Below are 17,903 nucleotides of genomic sequence, written 5' to 3'. Positions count from 1 at the left end.
TAAAAGTTATAATTATTTAATAAGGAAATTGAATTTATCCATATTTTTAAGGGCAATCCCTGTTCCACGAACCACTGCTCTTAACGGATCTTCTGCTACAAAAACAGGAAGGCCGGTCTTTTTATGCAGCCTGTCTGCAAGGCCTCTTAAAAGTGCACCGCCGCCGGCAAGGTAAATACCGGTTTTGTAAATATCGGCTGCCAGTTCGGGAGGCGTAAGGGAAAGTGTTTCCATTACGGCATCCTCAATCCTAATGATTGATTTGTCCAGTGCTCTTGCAATCTCTTTATAGCCAACCATAATTTCTTTTGGCTTACCCGTGATCAGGTCTCTACCCTGTACCGGAATATCTTCGATGTCAACATCTAAATCTTCAACGGCCGAACCTACTTCGATTTTAATTCTCTCTGCTGTTCTTTCGCCGATGTAAAGGTTATGGTGGGTTCTCAGGTAATAGGCAATATCATTGGTAAATACATCACCCGCAATTTTCACGGATTTATCACAAACAATACCTCCTAAAGCCACCACGGCAATTTCCGTCGTACCGCCGCCTATGTCAATGATCATGTTACCCTCAGGTTTCTGTACGTCAATGCCTACTCCTATTGCAGCTGCCATCGGTTCGTAAATCAAACGGACTTCTTTGGCATTAACTTTTTGGGCAGAATCTCTTACGGCTCTTTTTTCCACTTCAGTGATCCCAGAAGGAATACAGATCACAATCCTCAATGCCGGCTGGATAAAACGCCCTTTAATCCCGGGGATTTTTTTAATGAATTCTTTAATCATGTGCTCAGAAGCATGGAAATCTGCAATCACCCCGTCTTTTAGCGGACGGATGGTTTTGATATCCTCATGAGTCTTACCCTGCATATGCTTCGCCTGCTCACCGACTGCAATCGGTTTACCCGTAGAACGTTCAATTGCAACAATTGACGGCTGATCTATAACAATTTTATTATTATGGATGATAAGGGTATTGGCAGTACCAAGGTCTATCGCAATCTCTTGCGTAAACATATCGAATAAACTCATATTTCCTTCTGATTTTTTAAAGAGTTACAAAGATAGGAATTTAACACGACCAAAGAAATTCCATAAGCATATAATTTGGTTAAAATTTTATTAAAATTTAAAAGCGGTTATTAACTTTTAATTTAAGCATTTACAGGGTCTGATTTCAACTATATTGAAGATAATAATAAGTCCAAAGCCGGCGATATGAAGTCCGGATTTTAAGAGTTTCTGAAAGAATTATGTTAAATTAATAAACTTACAGATGAATCAGCAGTCTTAACCTTATCATATTTATGGCAATAATTACAATCTGAAAATTCTGAAGCTGATTTTTTACATATCCGAAAATAGTTTTTTACGATAATTATCATATACAGTTTCAGCAGATCATTTATTAAAAAAGACGTAAATTTGCCTCGCTTATGTTACAGTATTCTAATATTCATCAGACATCGAATTTTGCAGTGCTTTCGGTCAGCTTCGAGAAAGCTGATGCGGAAACAAGAGGGAAGTTTGCATTTTTTGACGAGAACATCAAAAGCTTCGTTTCCCGGATTCATGATGAAAACTTAGGAGATGCCTTTGTGGTTTCAACATGTAACAGGACGGAAATCTATACCACTTCCCCCAATTATCTTCTCGTGGCTGAAGAATACTGCCGCATTGTAGGCGTTAACCTGATGGATTTTCTGCCGTTTGCCAATATCCTGACCAAAGAAGAGGCTCTGACCCACCTGTTCAGAGTGGCGGCCGGACTGGAAAGCCAGATCATCGGGGACTTTGAGATCATCGGACAGATCAAGAAAGCATACAACCGTTTCAGGAAAGAAAGGATCAACTCCAATCCTTTTCTGGAAAGAGCCATTAATTCGGCCATCCAGATCTCAAAAAGGATAAAAAACGAAACCGGGATTTCCAACGGTGCAGCTTCCGTATCCTATGCAGCGGTTCATTATATTTTGAATAACCAAAAAAGGATTACGGAAAAGAACATCCTGCTTTTGGGCGTAGGCGAAATCGGGCAGAATACCGTAGAAAACCTGGTAAAGCATGTTTATCAGCCGAAAATCAAAATTACCAACAGGACACAGGAAACCGCAGAAAAAATTTCGGAGAAATACAATATTCCCCATATTGATTATGCTGATTTTGATCAGGAATTAAAAAATACGGATATTTTAATTGTGGCTACGGGGGCAAGGCATCCGATTGTTAATAAATCCCATTTCCCGAACGGAAAGGAAACACTGGTCATTGATCTTTCAATTCCCAATAACGTTGAAAAAAATGTGACGGAAAATGAAAACGTAACACTGATCGGGGTAGACGAGCTTTCCAAACAGATCCAGGAAACCATTCAGCAGAGGGAAAAAGAAATCCCGAAAGCGGAAAAAATCATCAAGGAGATGACCAAAGAATTCCTTGAATGGGAAAAAAAGAGAAGGCTGGCTCCCAATATCCATCATTTCAAAGCTGTTTTAAAGAACATGGAACGCAATGAAATGCATAATTTTTACAAAAAAAACAAGTACATAAACATCACGGACATGGAACTTTCTGATAAAATGATCCAGAAAATCACCAACCGTTTTGCAAAATATATCATTGATAATCCTTTAAAAGCCGAAGAAATTAGTAAATTAATGCACGAAATATTAGTTGAACAACCAAACAACGAATTCAATGAAAAGCATTAGAATCGGAACCAGAAATTCCGCACTTGCCCTTTGGCAGGCGAGAGAAGTTGCAAGGCACCTCCAGAACAGCAACCATTTAACGGAAATTGTTCCTATCATATCTTCCGGTGATAAAAACCTTACCCAGCCTTTGTATTCCTTAGGCATTACAGGCGTTTTCACCAGAGACCTTGATGTTGCACTGCTGAATGACGAAATTGATATTGCCGTGCACTCCCTTAAGGATGTACCTACGCAACTGCCTGAAAATATTGAACTGATTGCCCATCTGGAAAGGGATTTCCCGCAGGATGTCCTGATCAGGAAAGAATCGGCAAAAAACAAGGAACTTCACGAGCTTAAACTGGCAACCAGCAGCCTGAGAAGGAGAGCCTTCTGGCTGAAGAACTTCCCTACTGCTGAGTTTTCGGATATCAGAGGGAATATCCAGACCCGCCTTAAGAAACTGGAAGAAGGTGATTTTGATGCCACTATTTTATCACTGGCAGGAATCAAGAGAATGAAAATGGACATTGATTATGAGATGCTCCCGTTTTTAATTCCGGCTGCCTCACAGGGCGTTATTGCCGTTGCCGGGCATTCTGATAAAAAAGAGATCAATGAAATACTGGGTTCTATCAATCACAGGCCTACCCAAATCTGTGTGGAAATGGAAAGAAATTTCCTGAGTACCCTGGAAGGAGGCTGTACTGCACCCATCGGGGCATTTGCCGAAATCTTTGATGACCAGATCCGTTTTAAAGCAGCACTCTGTTCCCTTGACGGCAAAAACAGCATTGCTACCGATGAAAACTTCGTTTATAATGAAGAAGAGAATTTCGGGGAAAAGTTTGCCAGAATTGTTCTGGAAAACGGCGGGAAAGAACTGATGGCAGAAATTAAAAGCCAGATTTAAATAAATATTCAGGCAAATTAACGAATCAGCTTAAAGCTTTATTGTTGTTAAGCTTTCACCAGCAGCACTCCTTCAAACCTAAGAAATGAACATCTTATTTACCAAAAATACAGACCTCTCCGTTATATCCAAAGAATTAGGAGATGATGTGTCAGTTGCCTGTGTTGAGGTCATTAAGACGGTCCCGGTGAAAATTGAGTTATTTGATTTAAAAAACCGTTCCCTTATTTTTACCAGTGCCAACGGCGTAAAGTCTTTTTTTCAGAATGGCTTTCAGCCTAACGAAGATTTTACCGCGAAAGACTATAACAGGATTTACTGTGTCGGCGAGAAAACAAAACGCGAACTACGGAAAAACGGGTTCGGGACTTTTAAAGTCCTGAAGAACGCCGATACCCTTTCAAAATTCATTATCAAACACTGCCAGCATGAAAAGTTCCTGCATTTCTGCGGTAATATTGCCATAAATATCCTTGATAAGGAACTTCCGCTCCAGAATATCCAGTACAAAAAAGTGGTGGTTTACCATACTGAGGAAACCCATCCGCTGATAACTGAAAAATATCATGCTGCCGTTTTTTTTAGTCCGAGCGGAGTTCGTAGTTTTGCAAAGCAGAATTCTTTTGATGATATGATGCTTTTTTCAATCGGGGAAACCACTTCCGGTGAACTCAGAAAGCATACTTCAAAGCCGGTTTTTACTTCTGAAGGAAATACATTACTGTCTGTTCTGAAGCTCATCAAAAAAAAGATTGTAAACAAAGATTGATATATTTAATTGTCATTCATGGCAATGCTAGTCTAATACATTATGATTAAAAACGACTTATATTTAAAAGCCCTTCGCGGGGAAACCGTAGAAAGGCCGCCCGTATGGATGATGAGACAGGCCGGAAGATACCTGCCGGAATTTATCGCGCTCCGTGACCAGTACGATTTCTTCACCCGGTGCCAGACGCCGGAGCTTGCTTCTGAAATTACGGTACAGCCCATCAGAAGGTATCCTCTTGATGCAGCGATTCTTTTTTCTGATATCCTGGTTGTTCCGCAGGCCATGGGAATAGATTTTAAAATGAAGGAGAATGTAGGCCCGTGGCTGGATGTTCCGATCAGAACGATGGAACAGGTTCAGAATGTTGCGGTGCCTGATGTAAATGATACATTGGGATACGTTTTTGATGCCATTGAACTGACTTTACAGAAATTAGACCATGAAATCCCGTTAATCGGTTTTGCAGGTTCCCCATGGACCATCCTGTGCTACTGCGTGGAAGGAAAAGGAAGCAAGGCATTTGATATTGCCAAGTCTTTCTGTTTCCAGCAGCCGGAAGCTGCCCATTTACTGCTTCAGAAAATTACAGATACAACCATTGCGTACTTAAAGAGAAAAGTTGAGAAAGGCGTTTCTGCCGTTCAGGTCTTCGATTCGTGGGGCGGAATGCTTTCACCTACAGACTATCAGGAGTTTTCATGGCAGTATATCAATCAGATTGTTGAGGCTTTAAGCCCGCTGACACATGTGGTGGTATTCGGAAAAGGATGCTGGTTTGCCTTAGAGGACATGACACAGGCCAATGTTTCGGCTTTGGGTGTGGACTGGACAATTACCCCGGAAATCGCGAGAAAACTGACCAACAATTCAGTGACGCTGCAAGGAAATTTTGATCCTGCGAGACTGCATTCCACGCCTGAAACCATCAGGAAAATGGTAAATGAAATGATTAACCGTTTCGGAAAAGACCGGTACATTGCCAATCTCGGACACGGGATTCTGCCAAATATTCCTCTGGAGAATGCAGAAGCATTTATCCGGGCAGTGGTAGAATGGAAACCACCGGTTTAACAATATATTCCGGGCACGTTTTAAAATAGAAAATCCCTTTCAGAACAATGGAAAGGGATTTTTAGTTTATCGGTATTGATTTAAATACTATTTGCCTGATAAAAATTACTGCAAATTATTCCGCTTTATTATAATCAGGCTCAGCAGCCGGCGCTGAAACCTGGTCTGCAAAATACTGTTCCAGGTCTTTCAGGGTTTCAGGGTTGGTTTTGATATCTTTTACCAGACGGCCTTTATTCACCACTACAATCCTGTTGCAGACTTCCGTAGTATGGGAAAGGTCGTGGCTTGAGATCAGAAATGTTACCCCATCCTGCTTTGATAATTCTTTAATGAGGTTTTTGAGCTTTATCTGTGTTGAAGGATCCAGGTTCGCAAAAGGCTCATCCAAAATAATGATTTCTGGGTTTCCGATAATCGCACCCACAATGCCTACTTTTTTCTGATTTCCTTTGGAGAGATCCCGGACGTATTTCCCGGAGTTTAAAATTTCGCCGCTGAAAAGGTCATGGAACTGCTTCAGGAATTCATCTACCGAAGCTTTGTTCTGGCCCCTCAGCTCACCGATGAAGTAGAAATATTCTTCCGGGGTTAAATATCCGATCAGGAAAGAATCATCCACAAAAGCGGAAACTTTATTTTTCCATGCTTCTGATTCATTGACTTTAATACCATCGATGCTTACAGACCCTGTAGTTGCCTGAATCAGGTCCAGCATCACACTGAAAAGCGTTGTTTTTCCCGCTCCGTTATTTCCTACCAGCCCGAAAGTTTCACCTTTTGGAATTTCCAGGTGTTCGATATGTAAAACGGTTGCTTTTCCGTATGTTTTTGATAAATTCTCTATGGTGATCATATGGTTTTGATTAATCTTTGTTTTTAAATGCTTCTAATGTACTGTATTTTTCCACTTTATAATGCCTCACGATAATATCGAAGATTTTTTCTCTGAACAGGAATCCAATCACGCCCATCACGGCTACACTTATAACGCCTGCCGCAATTCCGGAGAAGTGCTGAACCAGTCCGAAAACAGCCATTGGCAGGATCATCTTCGGGATCAGCAGCAGTAAAGCCTTCATATTAAAGCTGTTCTTCTGCCCGAATCTTTTTTCTTTGGAATTAAGGTCAATCTGTGATTTGTTGAAAGCCCCGGACCACAGGGTAAACTGGGAATTGACCCCGATGTTATAAATCCCAGCCGCAAAGAAAGTCAGGTACATTTCCCAGCCGAAATAAGCATAGCAAAGTGCCAGAACCATTGAAGCGGCCGTTACAATATTCATCAGCCACCATTTTGCTTTCAGGTATTCTTTATAGGGAACGTTCAGCGTCATCATCAGCGGATAATAGGAACTGTCAAAAGCCGGAACCCGCTGCCCGAACAGAAACTGGAACCCGCCCGTTACAAACAGACCCATAAAAATTGTCATGGTAGATGTTTTATATATCGGAGAGGTAAACATCAGCATGCCGTAAAAAAGGAACATAAAGCTTCCCCATAAAATCCCTTTGGTTACCTTGTTCCGTTTCAGCATTTTAATATCATTGTTGATAAAAGTACCGATGGCCCCGTATTTATTTAAAAACGCGATATTTTCCGTTTTCCCCACTTCTTTTTTAGCTTCGAGGCCCTGATCCAGATAGAATACTTTGCGGATATGCTGAAAACAGATTTTCCATACCCCTAAAAACAGCATGAGTGAAATCACTGCAAAATAGGGCCTTTGGTAAAAGTTATAAAAAAGCTGCTCCGAATATTCAAGCACAGGAACAATCTGGTAGTAAGCAAGGCCTGCAACAGCCAGTAATATACATCCGATAACAACGGCTATTGTTTCTTTATCGTTAAAGAGGATATTGATGAAATTATTAAGATAAAACAACAAGGAAACCCCTACGAACCAGCCTAAAACCCCGGTTACACTGTATCCGTTAAACAAGGCGATTCCGCAGAAGGTAATAAAGAATATAGAATTCAGCCAGCTGAAAACGGAAAGAAAGGTCTTGCTCAGCAGATAGTTAACCAGCGTTTTTTTCCGGATATTCAAGGTAAGAAACGGCTTGATATTCTGTGTCGGCATTTCCTGCCAGATATATTTGGCGATCAGATCTATGGCCCAGCCTGCTATCAGAAACCGGGAAACCACTTTTAAAGGATCCTGATGCAATTCTCCCTTAACAAAGAAAAACGCAAAAAATGCCCCGCCTGCCAAACACAGCATAAAATAGAGAATCCCGATGAAGCGGAAGATTTTCATGGCCAGGTTAATCCCTAAGGAAGAACCCCTGAAAAAACTTTTGATTTCTAATCTGAGGAATTTAAAAAACATAGTTATCTTTTTTACATTAGTAAGGGTAAGGGCAAAAATGTTACAGATTTTCACTTAATCTGTTTGAATTTACAAAACACTCTATTTATTTTCAACAGTGTACACGGATAAATGGCATCTTTATATCATGGAATATTCATTATAACAAACTGATACCAAATAAAAAAGGCTTCCGATTGTTCAGAAGCCTCAATATATCTATACTATTTAAATTTAATTCATTAATTCCTTCGCCTGTGCCAGCGCAGCTTCTGTAATTTTACTTCCTGAAAGCAGCTGGGCAATTTCGTTAAGTTTTTCCTTATCGTTTAAAGGGATAATTGTTGACTGTGTTTTCCCGGCAACATCCTGTTTTACGACTTTATAATTGTTATTTCCTTTTGCAGCCACCTGTGCCAGATGAGAAATAACGATCAGCTGCATATCGGCAGACATTTCACGCATTAGGTTACCGATTTCCTCGGCTACTTTTCCTGAAACCCCGGTGTCGATCTCATCTAAGATCAAAGTCGGGAGCTCATCGCTTTCTGCGATTATTTTTTTTACGGCCAGCATAACCCTGGACCTTTCACCTCCTGAAATGGCCGTCTGGATAGGCTTCAATGGGAACCCGGAGTTTGCCTGGAACAGCAGCTGGATATTTTCTTTTCCAAAGGCATTAAAATCCCGGGCAGCCTGCAGCTCAATATCCACTCTAGCTTTTTCAAGGCCTAATTTTTTTAGCAGGCTTTCCGCTTTTTTTATAAATACCGAAATGCTTTTTTTCCTGTTTTTAGAAAGTTTTTCAGAAAGAGACTGAAGTGTTTTTTCTTTTTTGGCAATATTTTCTTCAATGTCAGCAATATGGGCTTCCAGTTCAGAAGCGCCTTTCTGGTCACCGGCCAGCTGGTCCCTGATGTCTTTCAGTTCCTCGATACCGGAAACGTTATGCTTTACCAGAAGCGCATTGATCCGGTTGTTCAGTTCGGCAAGCTTAGCCAGATTTTCGGGATTGATTTCTATCTTTTCAGCTTCGTCCTCAAGCTCGGAAATGATGTCTTTTAATTCAACAAAAGATGTTTCCAGCCTTTCATCGAGCTCCGAAAAAGCATTTGAAACTTCCGCAATTTTTGAAAGCTTGTTTTTTGCTTCATTAAAGAATGACAGGATCCCGACTTCTTCCTGATGGAAACGCGACAGGACTTTAGCCAGGTTTTCAGAGATCATTTCAGCATTTTCCTGTATGGAAAGCTGGTTCTGAAGGTCTTCATAGGCTACATCATCAAGATGAAGCTCTTCCAGTTCGTTTAATAAAAATTCTTTGTAGTCACTTTCTTTCCTGTTTTCGGAAAGCTGGACCTGAAATTTCTTAAGCTGGATTTTTAAGCTCTGAAAATCTGAAAATACGTTTTGATATTCTCCAATCAATCTTTTGTTTTCAGAAAGCCCGTCGATAATTTTAAACTGGTATTCAGCTGTGAAAAGGTTGGACGTTTCAAACTGGGAATGGATATCGATCAGCTGTGAAGACAGTTCTTTCAGCACATCCAGGGTCACCGGCACATCATTAATAAAGGCCCTTGACTTTCCGGAAGGCAGGATTTCCCTTCGGATGATGGTCTGATGCTCGTAATCAAGATCATTTTCAATAAAGAATTTCTTGAACTGATTATGTAAGGCGAATTCTGTTTCTACAATGCTTTTCTGCTGTGCGTTTGAAATGGATTTTACATCCGCTCTTTCCCCGAGGATCAGCCGCAAAGCTCCCAGAATAATAGATTTCCCCGCACCGGTTTCCCCGGTGATTACCTGCAGGCCGTTGTTAAGTGATACTTCAAGGGTATCAATCAGGGCAAAGTTTTTAATGTAAATTCTCGAAAGCATTGATAATAGCGGTTACTTTAGCTATTGCAAATATAGAACTTTAGATTTCAGGATTCAAGATAAGATTACTGTTTCCACTTGCTCCATCTGGCTTCTGTATTTTTTGGCGAAAGAATGATCATTTCGTTCTTTAAGTCACTCAGGACAATTCCGCCGTTATTTCCGGAATTGAAGATATTGAAGATTTCATCCGCCTTGGCATCCATAAAAAGATTAAAGAAATAGGCCTGCTGGAAAGAATTTTCATATTGCTTCAACTGCATTAATGCATCAAAAATCACTTTTTTCGCAGCCGTCTGATCCTGGTTAAACAGATTATCCAGACCGGCTCTGTGGTATGAGTACATCGTTGCACGCAGCTGGTTCCAGTTCGGGCTTAAAATTTCTTTGATCAGTATAGAACGGCTCCTCGGTTCATTGATCTGTTTCCAGCCGTCATAGGTATTCTGAGATTCTCCGTTCTGGGCAATCTGCTGGGCTTTCTGGAACCATTGGGTCCCGGCCATAGACTGAAAACTGTCGGCATCATAGCCTAAGATGAGGTATATGTAAAAGCTGATGACATCAATTAAGTTTTTCCCTGAAAACTGCCTTTCATTGAAGATCAGGTTTTCATTTTCCACATAGTCAAAAGAAAATCTCTGGTCCTGAAGGTTGATCAGCGGAGATTCATAAGTGGTATTGAAAACAGGGCGCACTGCCTGTACGACGATAGTTCCTCTGAAACGGTTCCCCTCTCTTTCTGTAATTACAATCGCAAAATTGGATTTGATCTTTTCAAAATTCTGAAGTCTTTTTCCCGTCCAGCTTGTATTGTTGATGAAATCCCTGAGGCTTTTCTCCAGAGCTTTGTACGCTGACTGGTTGCTTCCCCCCAGCTGCTGCGAGTTTACCTGAACGGTGGCCAGTAATTCCTGGGAAAAAACAAGGTTGGTTATAAACAGGAGTAAAAATATGCTTAAAAATTTTTTCATTTTCTGTTAAAAATTAAGAACGGAAATTTATTAAAATTATTTTAAAAGTTGAGCCTCAATAAAATCCAGGATATCCCCGGCCACTTCTTCTTTAGATTTCAGGCTGAATTCCCTTTTTTCCGTTCTGGTAAATATTTTTATTTTATTGGTGTCGTTTTTAAATCCTGCACCTTCATCCCGAAGGGAATTCAGGACAATCATATCCAGGTTTTTCTTTTCCAGTTTCCCTTTTGCATTTTCTTCTTCATTCTGGGTTTCCAGCGCAAAGCCTGCCAGAAACTGATGGGTTTTCCTCTCACCCATTGTTTTGAGGATATCCGGGTTTTTCACCAGCTCAATCATCAGGCTGTCACTGTCTTTTTTTATTTTTTCCCGGGCAACTTCTTTCGGGGCATAATCTGCAACGGCTGCGCTTGCAATTCCGATATCTGTGGTTTCATAAAACTCCAGGACTTTCTCCAGCATTTCTTTTGCTGAAGTTACCCTGTGAAGATCAATATTTTTCCCTTTGGCTTTCTCAGAACTCGGTCCGGAAACCAAAATAACCTTAGCACCTCTTTTTGAAGCTTCCTCAGCTATGGAAAAGCCCATTTTCCCGGAAGAATGGTTCCCGATGAAACGCACGGGATCAATAGCCTCATAGGTGGGTCCGGCTGTAATTAAAACGGTTTTGCCTTCTAGTGATTTTACTGTATCTGAATTGAAAAAATCTTCAACAGCCTTTGCAATGGTTCCGGGTTCAGCCATTCTCCCCTGCCCGACCAGTCCGCTCGCCAGCTCGCCATGTTCAGCGGGAATAATATGATGGCCGTAACTTTCTGCCAGCTCTAAATTTTTCTTTGTGGAAGGGTGCACATACATGTCCAGATCCATTGCAGGAGCAATAAAAACGGGGCATTTTGCAGACATATAGGTCGCAATAAGCAGGCTGTCACACATCCCATGGACCATTTTAGACAGGGTATTTGCCGTACACGGTGCCATCAGCATTACATCTGCCCACAAAGCCATTTCCACATGGCTGTTCCAGGTTCCGTTGTCGCTGTAAAAGTCTGTATACACCGGTTTTTTAGATAATGTGGACAGGCTGAGCTTGGTTACAAAATGTTCTGCATCAGCCGTCATGATTACCTGAACCTCAGCTCCTTTTCTGATAAAATCCCTGATCAGAAAGTGAATTTTGTAAGCGGCAATTCCTCCAGAAACTGCGATGAGAATTTTTTTCCCGGAAAGACTCATTAGGATTAATTTTAAGAATACTAAATTACTTAATTTTTATGATAAACCTTTGAAACAGCAAAGGTCATAAAGAAAAGATTTCCTTTATGACCTTTATTTATAAAAACATACTGATTTCTATTTTCTTTCTTCAGTTTTTCTGAAGTAGATGTCTTCATTCAGCCATTCTTCGATAGCGATAGAAGTCGGTTTCGGAAGTTTTTCGTAATGTTTTGAAATTTCGATCTGCTCTCTGTTTTCGAACACTTCTTCCAATGTAGAATTGTGAACGGCGAACTCATCAAGCTTGTTATGCAATTCCGTACGAATTTCAGCATTGATCTGCTCTGCTCTTTTTCCCATGATAACAATCGCTTCATAGATTGAGCCTAACTTGTCTTCAATCTTATCTTTATCGTAAGTAATGGTATTTACTTCTGCTTTTGTATCTTTTACACTCATTTTGAGAATATTAATTTTATATTAAGTCCGCAAATTTACGAATTATCTTTGAATCTTGAAAGTGGCAGCCGGCGGAGGGGTATTAATCGCTGCACTGTCCCTCTGGATCTGCATTGCTTTCTTCTCTGCATCCATCTGATCTTTCATCTGCTGCTCGGTTTTAGACTTTTCAGCGTTCTGTGCTTCCAGCTTTTTCTGTCTTTCCGTTAAAACAGCAATTCTTGCTTCAGTCTGTTTTTTTACAACAACAAAATCCTTTTTCTCCTTTTCAAGCTTCTGTCTGATATCCACCGCTATTTTAGCAACTTCAGTACCCGGCATTTCTTTTTCAATCTGTCTTGTAAATGCCAGAGCACTTTCAATACGCTCGTCTTTCAGGTCATAAACGGATTTGGTCGCCAGCTCGTAACGTGACCTTACGATAAAATCATAGATCTGAGGACGGAGCTTTGTACTCGGAAAGTCTTCCAGTACGTTTTCCAATGCTACGTTTGCCGCCTTGTACTCGCCCATTTTGAAGTACTGCTTTGCATTTTCATACGCCTTAAGCTCCAGCTTATAAGAAAGTTCGTCAATAAGGGTATTGATATTTTTAGACCTTTCGGAATTAGGATAGTTATTCAGGAAATCCTGAAGCTCATTAATAGCCGACTGGGTCGTAGACTGATCCAGGTTATAATCCATAGACCCTTCATAGTAGCATAGGGCAGACATATAAGCCGCTTCTTCCGCTCTCGGGTCTTTCGGGAAACTTACCGCGAAGTTTTTAAACTGATGCCCTGCCAGTTTATAGTTTTTATCATAGTAGTTGGCATACGCCGTGTTAAAGCCTACATTAGGGAAATCATCTGTACCGGCTACAAGGTTGGCCAATCTGTCATAAAGCGCTAATGCATTTTTCCATTTCTTTTTGGTAAAATTATCATTGGCTGCCTTCAGAATAAAGTCTTTATCAGCACTTTTCATTGCTTTTTCCTGCCGGCTCACACAAGATGACAATACCGCTACAGCAAAAACACCTAAAATATATTTTTTCATATAAAAAATTCAACAGTTTTCGGATGATACAGCCGATTTACTAATTTGCAAAAATATAACTTTTTTGTCAATAGATTTTTTTTTATGATTATTTAACGTAATTTTAGTCTGCTGCATAGCCCAGAATGGCAAAAACACTCATTAAAAGATTCATTTTCACTTTCTTCTCCGCTTCTTTGGCATAGGTTTCTTCGCTTTTATTGGGAACATAAAGCTCGTAGAAATTTCTGTTCCGGATAACGAACAAGGTAGACCCGATAATGGTCGTCAGGATATCTTCAGGTTTGGGAGTAAACGTAAAAACCCCGGAAGACACTCCTTTTTTAATCACTTCATCCAGCTTTTTTACGAAGATCTGATAGAAATCCAGCAGCTCGCCTTTCACGGTATCGGTATGGCGGAGCTCCTGGGTAACAAACCCATGGAAATAATTGTATTTGAATAACTGTGAAACAATATATTTAATGATCTCCTTCATCTGCATTTCCGGCTTTCCATCTTTGATCGTGTCTGCAAATTCAGAAAAATTCTCCCTGGTTTTCAATACCCTGTACTGATAGAGATAGGACATCATTTTTTCTTTAGAGCCAAAGTAATAGGAGATCATCGCCACGTTAATATTGGCTTTTGAGCAGATATCCCTCACTGATGTTCCTTCATAGCCTTTTTTGGCAATCAGCTCTTCTGCAATATCTAATATATGAATTTGTTTTTCGGTAAATTTTTTCTTCATACAGTGCACTTTTAGTAAAGTTAAGATTTTTTTAACAAACTTATAAACGTTCGTTTAAGAAATAGGATTTGGTTATAATTAATATTATTTTTGAAAATGGAGTTTTTTGATTTTCATCATCATAAAAAAATAATGCCAAACGGCATCTATAATCTGGGTTTAGGTGCAGATCCGGTGAATTTTCCGTATTCTGTTGGAATTCATCCTAAAGATATTGATCCATCGGCTATTGAAGACCAGTTCAGATGGCTGGAATCTAATATTACGGCAGACTGTTTTGCTGTAGGCGAATGCGGGCTGGATTCTTTTGCAGAAACCGACCTGAAAATCCAGGAGGATGTTTTTTTACGGCAGATCAGATTTGCCAACGAAATAAAAAAACCCGTTATTATACATTGTGTAAGAAAGTTCTATGAAGTAATTTCCTTTAAAAAACAGGCTGAACAGCCTATGATTATTCATGGTTTTAATAAAAAACAGAGTATTGCGGATGATCTGCTTCGCCATAATTTTTACCTGAGTTTTGGAAAAGCGCTTCTGTATAATTTATCTTTGCAGAATACTTTTAAAACGACCCCGGCAGACAGAATCTTTCTGGAAACTGACAATGAAGATTTCAACATCGGGGAACTTTACGGGAAAGCCTCGGAACTCAGAGGGATTTCCACGGAAAAAATGAATGAACAGATTTTAGAAAATTTAGAGACGATAAAAAATGGATAAGAAATGGCTGGAGAGAACGGAGCTTCTTATTAAGGAAGACGGTTTAAAAAAGTTGAATCAGGCAACGGTACTGGTTGTCGGCTTAGGTGGTGTCGGTTCCTTTGCGGCCGAATTCCTGGCAAGAGCCGGAGTAGGAAACATGACTATTGTAGACGGCGATACGGTAGACATCACGAATATCAACAGGCAGCTGCCCGCTTTGCATTCAACGGTAGGAAAATATAAAGTGGAGGTAGTTGCTGAAAGGCTTATGGATATTAACCCCGGCCTTCATTTAACCAAAATCAACGAATTCCTGAACCCTGAGAGAATGGATGAAGTCCTGGATTCTGACAAGTTCGATTATGTACTGGACTGTATCGACAGTGTTACGCCTAAACTCTGCCTGATTATCGCCGCCAAAAGAAGAAGAATAAAGATCGTAAGCTCAATGGGTGCAGGCGGAAAAACAGACCCCAGTAAAGTAATGGTAAGGGACATCAGCAAAACGGAACACTGCCATCTGGCCAGACAGGTGAGAAAAAGGCTTAAAAAAGAGAAAATTGACAAAGGCGTACGTTGTGTTTTCGCCAATGACATCCAGGATGAAGAGAGCCTTAAAATGACTGACGGAAGCAACTACAAGCGTTCTTTTTATGGGACGATAAGTTATATGCCTGCGATTTTCGGCCTGTATACGGCTTCGGAAGTAATTAATTACCTGCTGAACAAAGAGTAGGTTAATCAAATCGGATCACATTAATGCAAGCCTGAAAATGAGTAAGCAAAATAAAAAACTTATATTTACGGCCCGTAAATGACAGACTTCAAATATCCCAGAGCCGAAAAACTCAAGAAAAACACTGAGATTACTTTACTTTTTGAAAAAGGTAAATGGAAAACGCATGGGAACCTCAGAATTATTGTTCTGAAGAACAAACCTGCAACACCTGTTGATGATCCAAAATTTGCAGTATCGGTTTCCAAGAGATATTTTAAAAAAGCAGTGCACAGAAACCGGATCAAAAGGCTTCTGCGCGAATGCTACCGCCTGAACAAGGAACTGTTTAAAGAGGCTTTCGGAGATAAGTCCATCGCGATGCTTTTCTGGGTATCCCAGGAAATCCCGCAGAAATTTCAGGATATCGAAGATCAGTTTATTAAACTCTGCCAGGCCCAGAAAAAAGCTTAGGATGTATTAATCTGCTGCTAATCAATACGTGCTCTTGAACACATAATCGAATATCATACATTTTCATTTTCGGATGAAGAGGTTTTCTTTCGCAGATAAAGGATAACCGTTCATGTTAAAACCGGAAAATTGTCAACTGAAAGATTACATTTTTGTATCTTTAAGCAAAACAATTAATCTGAAAATTAACATGTTAGACAATGTTCCTTTTTTACCGTATTTACTGAGCGCATTTATCGGGATCGGCCTGGCTGCAGCTTCAGGATTCCGAGTGTTCCTTCCGATGTTTGCCGTAAGCCTTTCATCCTATCTTCAGTGGATTCCCATGAATGAACATTTTGAATGGCTTGCAGGGCTTCCCACATTAATTATTACCGGAATTGCCACGGTGGTGGAAATTTTAGCTTATTATATTCCTTTTGTCGATCATTTGCTGGATACCATTTCGGTTCCTATGGCTACGGTTGCAGGCTCCATCTTATTTGCCAGCCAGTTCGCAGACCTCGGAACATTTCCGCAATGGGCTTTGGGCCTGATTGCCGGTGGCGGGACGGCAGCAACCATCAGCTCAGGATTTGCGGGCCTCAGGGCTGCATCTACCGCAACAACGGGCGGACTGGGAAATTCCGTCGTCGGAACTACGGAAACGGCAGGCGCAGGAATTATGGCTTTCCTCGCTATCGCTGCCCCGGTTATCGCCGCTGTTTTTGCGATTGCGATCATTATCGCAGTTATTTTTTTCGGCCGGAAAGCATGGCGGAAGTTCAGGAAACGTAAGAATGTTATAGTTAAATAAATTGGTAATTATATTTTGTTAAAATTGAGAAAACATTAGTGCGCTTACTTCCATTATAAATCTATGTTTCAGTATCACTAGCATTATACTGAAACAAATAATTATTTCTACTCTGAAAAAGGATTTTCGGGCTTCTCCTATTTTGTAATATCCCATCTTAATAGGTTATTTCTTTTCTTTAAAGCGTTTTTTATTATTTTGTTCAGTAATTCTATAAAATTCAGCACTTGACACCTCTTTTCCATTACCATCATAAAAAACTTGTTTAACATCTCCATATTCATTATTAAGTTTTGGAGAGGGCTTATCCAAATAATTTCTTAGAAGTTTTTTTAAATCGTTTTCAGTTATTTTAACGGTATCAAGCTTGAAGTAATATGGAGTTTCACTGATATCAAAATGATTAAATGATTTTATTCCTACTAAATTGAATGAAATACTATTATTCTGATCTTCTGCTTTTATTATTAAGCCCGGTAAACCATGAAAAAAGTAAGGCCCGTCTTGAATTGGAATATCAGGAGTAAACCATACTGTCCATTTTCTTTTATATAATATTGTTGTTGCTTTCTGAACAGAATATCCCAAAATTGTATCTTTTTCAGGCAAAATTTTCCAATCTAGTTTCTTTATTATATTAACATTATAATAAATACCACTAGCTGTGTAAAAATTTATATCAAAACTTGGATAATTTTTTATAATAACATCTAAATATTTTATTCCTTGATAAGGATATTTTCCAATTGGTCTTTCTTTAATTTTCACTAAAGAATCTTGTTCTATAATATCAGAGGAGTAGAATTGAGAGCCTTGTTTTCCAATATCTAAATTCAAAAATTCTTTTGCTTGAATTTCAATGTGAGTAGAATCTTCTGCAAAGCTATACTCATATACAAAACGTTTATTTTGTGCATTTGATAATAATGAAATAAACAAACAATAGAAGAATATTCTGTACATTTTAATGAATTGATAAGATTTTATAATCAGGTTCAAATTTAATATTTTATTTGATACCACAAAAATAAAATCAAAATTAAGTGATTTTATTTTATTTGTAACATGCATATTATCAGAGTTTAACGATATTAATTTTTAAATAAATACTCATTAATATGTGAAAAAAAATCTATT

At 39.5% G+C, this 17,903-nt stretch carries 18 protein-coding genes; 8 read left to right on the top strand and 10 right to left on the bottom strand.

Translation table 11 applies throughout. From position 1 onward, the window contains the following. Nucleotides 1–12 precede the first annotated feature (12 nt). Nucleotides 13–1,038: a rod shape-determining protein gene (locus ASE55_RS11240; RefSeq protein ID WP_027388364.1), complete on the bottom strand. Its 1,026-nt coding sequence runs from the start codon at nucleotides 1,036–1,038 to the stop codon at nucleotides 13–15. 404 nt (nucleotides 1,039–1,442) lie between these two features. On the opposite strand from ASE55_RS11240, the gene hemA reads away from it, so the two are divergent. The 4 genes from hemA to hemE all read left to right on the top strand — a co-directional run bounded on the left by hemA (nucleotide 1,443) and on the right by hemE (nucleotide 5,455). Then, nucleotides 1,443–2,717 carry a glutamyl-tRNA reductase gene (gene hemA / locus ASE55_RS11235; RefSeq protein WP_056219368.1) on the top strand — a complete coding sequence of 425 codons (1,275 nt, stop codon included), beginning with the start codon at nucleotides 1,443–1,445 and terminating at the stop codon, nucleotides 2,715–2,717. Then, nucleotides 2,704–3,612: a hydroxymethylbilane synthase gene (gene hemC, locus ASE55_RS11230; RefSeq protein ID WP_056219365.1), complete on the top strand. Its 909-nt coding sequence runs from the start codon at nucleotides 2,704–2,706 to the stop codon at nucleotides 3,610–3,612. The genes hemA and hemC overlap by 14 nt, the downstream gene beginning before the upstream one ends. Nucleotides 3,613–3,697: 85 nt before the next feature. After that, entirely contained in the window at nucleotides 3,698–4,381 is a 684-nt protein-coding gene (locus tag ASE55_RS11225) for a uroporphyrinogen-III synthase (RefSeq protein ID WP_056219362.1), read from the top strand. A gap of 42 nt (nucleotides 4,382–4,423) precedes the next feature. Further along, nucleotides 4,424–5,455, top strand: coding sequence for a uroporphyrinogen decarboxylase (gene hemE, locus ASE55_RS11220; RefSeq protein ID WP_056219359.1), 1,032 nt, complete (start codon nucleotides 4,424–4,426; stop codon nucleotides 5,453–5,455). A 115-nt stretch (nucleotides 5,456–5,570) separates the two neighbouring features. Here hemE and ASE55_RS11215 read toward each other — a convergent pair whose 3' ends face one another. The 8 genes from ASE55_RS11215 to ASE55_RS11180 all read right to left on the bottom strand — a co-directional run bounded on the left by ASE55_RS11215 (nucleotide 5,571) and on the right by ASE55_RS11180 (nucleotide 14,076). Beyond that, on the bottom strand, nucleotides 5,571–6,311 hold the full coding sequence (locus ASE55_RS11215) for an ABC transporter ATP-binding protein (RefSeq protein WP_056219356.1): 741 nt from the start codon (nucleotides 6,309–6,311) through the stop codon (nucleotides 5,571–5,573). A gap of 10 nt (nucleotides 6,312–6,321) precedes the next feature. Beyond that, nucleotides 6,322–7,788 (bottom strand): DUF5687 family protein, encoded by a 1,467-nt coding sequence (locus ASE55_RS11210; protein ID WP_056219353.1) that lies wholly within the window; start codon nucleotides 7,786–7,788, stop codon nucleotides 6,322–6,324. Between the two features lie 213 nt (nucleotides 7,789–8,001). Continuing rightward, a complete protein-coding gene (locus ASE55_RS11205) occupies nucleotides 8,002–9,651 on the bottom strand; it encodes a DNA repair protein RecN (protein ID WP_056219350.1) in 1,650 nt (549 codons plus the stop codon). Nucleotides 9,652–9,716: 65 nt separating this feature from the next. After that, entirely contained in the window at nucleotides 9,717–10,625 is a 909-nt protein-coding gene (locus ASE55_RS11200) for a DUF4835 family protein (RefSeq protein WP_056219347.1), read from the bottom strand. 36 nt (nucleotides 10,626–10,661) lie between these two features. Next, nucleotides 10,662–11,864 carry a bifunctional phosphopantothenoylcysteine decarboxylase/phosphopantothenate--cysteine ligase CoaBC gene (gene coaBC, locus ASE55_RS11195; RefSeq protein WP_056219344.1) on the bottom strand — a complete coding sequence of 401 codons (1,203 nt, stop codon included), beginning with the start codon at nucleotides 11,862–11,864 and terminating at the stop codon, nucleotides 10,662–10,664. 117 nt (nucleotides 11,865–11,981) lie between these two features. Beyond that, on the bottom strand, nucleotides 11,982–12,305 hold the full coding sequence (locus ASE55_RS11190) for a DNA-directed RNA polymerase subunit omega (RefSeq protein WP_056219342.1): 324 nt from the start codon (nucleotides 12,303–12,305) through the stop codon (nucleotides 11,982–11,984). 42 nt (nucleotides 12,306–12,347) lie between these two features. Further along, nucleotides 12,348–13,343 (bottom strand): outer membrane protein assembly factor BamD, encoded by a 996-nt coding sequence (locus tag ASE55_RS11185; RefSeq protein WP_056219339.1) that lies wholly within the window; start codon nucleotides 13,341–13,343, stop codon nucleotides 12,348–12,350. Nucleotides 13,344–13,446: 103 nt separating this feature from the next. After that, the gene (locus tag ASE55_RS11180; protein WP_056219335.1) at nucleotides 13,447–14,076 is read right to left on the bottom strand and encodes a TetR/AcrR family transcriptional regulator; all 630 of its coding nucleotides are present in this window, start codon (nucleotides 14,074–14,076) and stop codon (nucleotides 13,447–13,449) included. Between the two features lie 132 nt (nucleotides 14,077–14,208). Between ASE55_RS11180 and ASE55_RS11175 the strand changes: the two genes are divergently transcribed. From ASE55_RS11175 to ASE55_RS11160, 4 genes are all read left to right on the top strand, one after another. Further along, nucleotides 14,209–14,799, top strand: a complete 591-nt coding sequence (locus ASE55_RS11175) for a TatD family hydrolase (protein ID WP_238585041.1) — start codon at nucleotides 14,209–14,211, stop codon at nucleotides 14,797–14,799. After that, on the top strand, nucleotides 14,792–15,517 hold the full coding sequence (locus ASE55_RS11170; protein WP_056219329.1) for a ThiF family adenylyltransferase: 726 nt from the start codon (nucleotides 14,792–14,794) through the stop codon (nucleotides 15,515–15,517). The genes ASE55_RS11175 and ASE55_RS11170 overlap by 8 nt, the downstream gene beginning before the upstream one ends. A 78-nt stretch (nucleotides 15,518–15,595) precedes the next feature. Then, nucleotides 15,596–15,970, top strand: coding sequence for a ribonuclease P protein component (rnpA, locus tag ASE55_RS11165; RefSeq protein WP_056219327.1), 375 nt, complete (start codon nucleotides 15,596–15,598; stop codon nucleotides 15,968–15,970). 190 nt (nucleotides 15,971–16,160) lie between these two features. After that, nucleotides 16,161–16,766, top strand: coding sequence for a DUF4126 domain-containing protein (locus tag ASE55_RS11160; RefSeq protein WP_056219406.1), 606 nt, complete (start codon nucleotides 16,161–16,163; stop codon nucleotides 16,764–16,766). A 165-nt stretch (nucleotides 16,767–16,931) separates the two neighbouring features. Here the strand turns inward: ASE55_RS11160 and ASE55_RS11155 are convergent, their stop codons facing one another. Then, entirely contained in the window at nucleotides 16,932–17,837 is a 906-nt protein-coding gene (locus ASE55_RS11155) for a GLPGLI family protein (protein ID WP_056219324.1), read from the bottom strand. Between the last annotated feature and the right edge of the window lie 66 nt (nucleotides 17,838–17,903).

Origin of the sequence: Chryseobacterium sp. Leaf201, assembly GCF_001421435.1 — a bacterium.
GTDB lineage: Bacteria > Bacteroidota > Bacteroidia > Flavobacteriales > Weeksellaceae > Chryseobacterium.
Note: the sequence above shows the minus strand (reverse complement) of the source record. Positions and strands in the feature narration are given on the sequence as shown.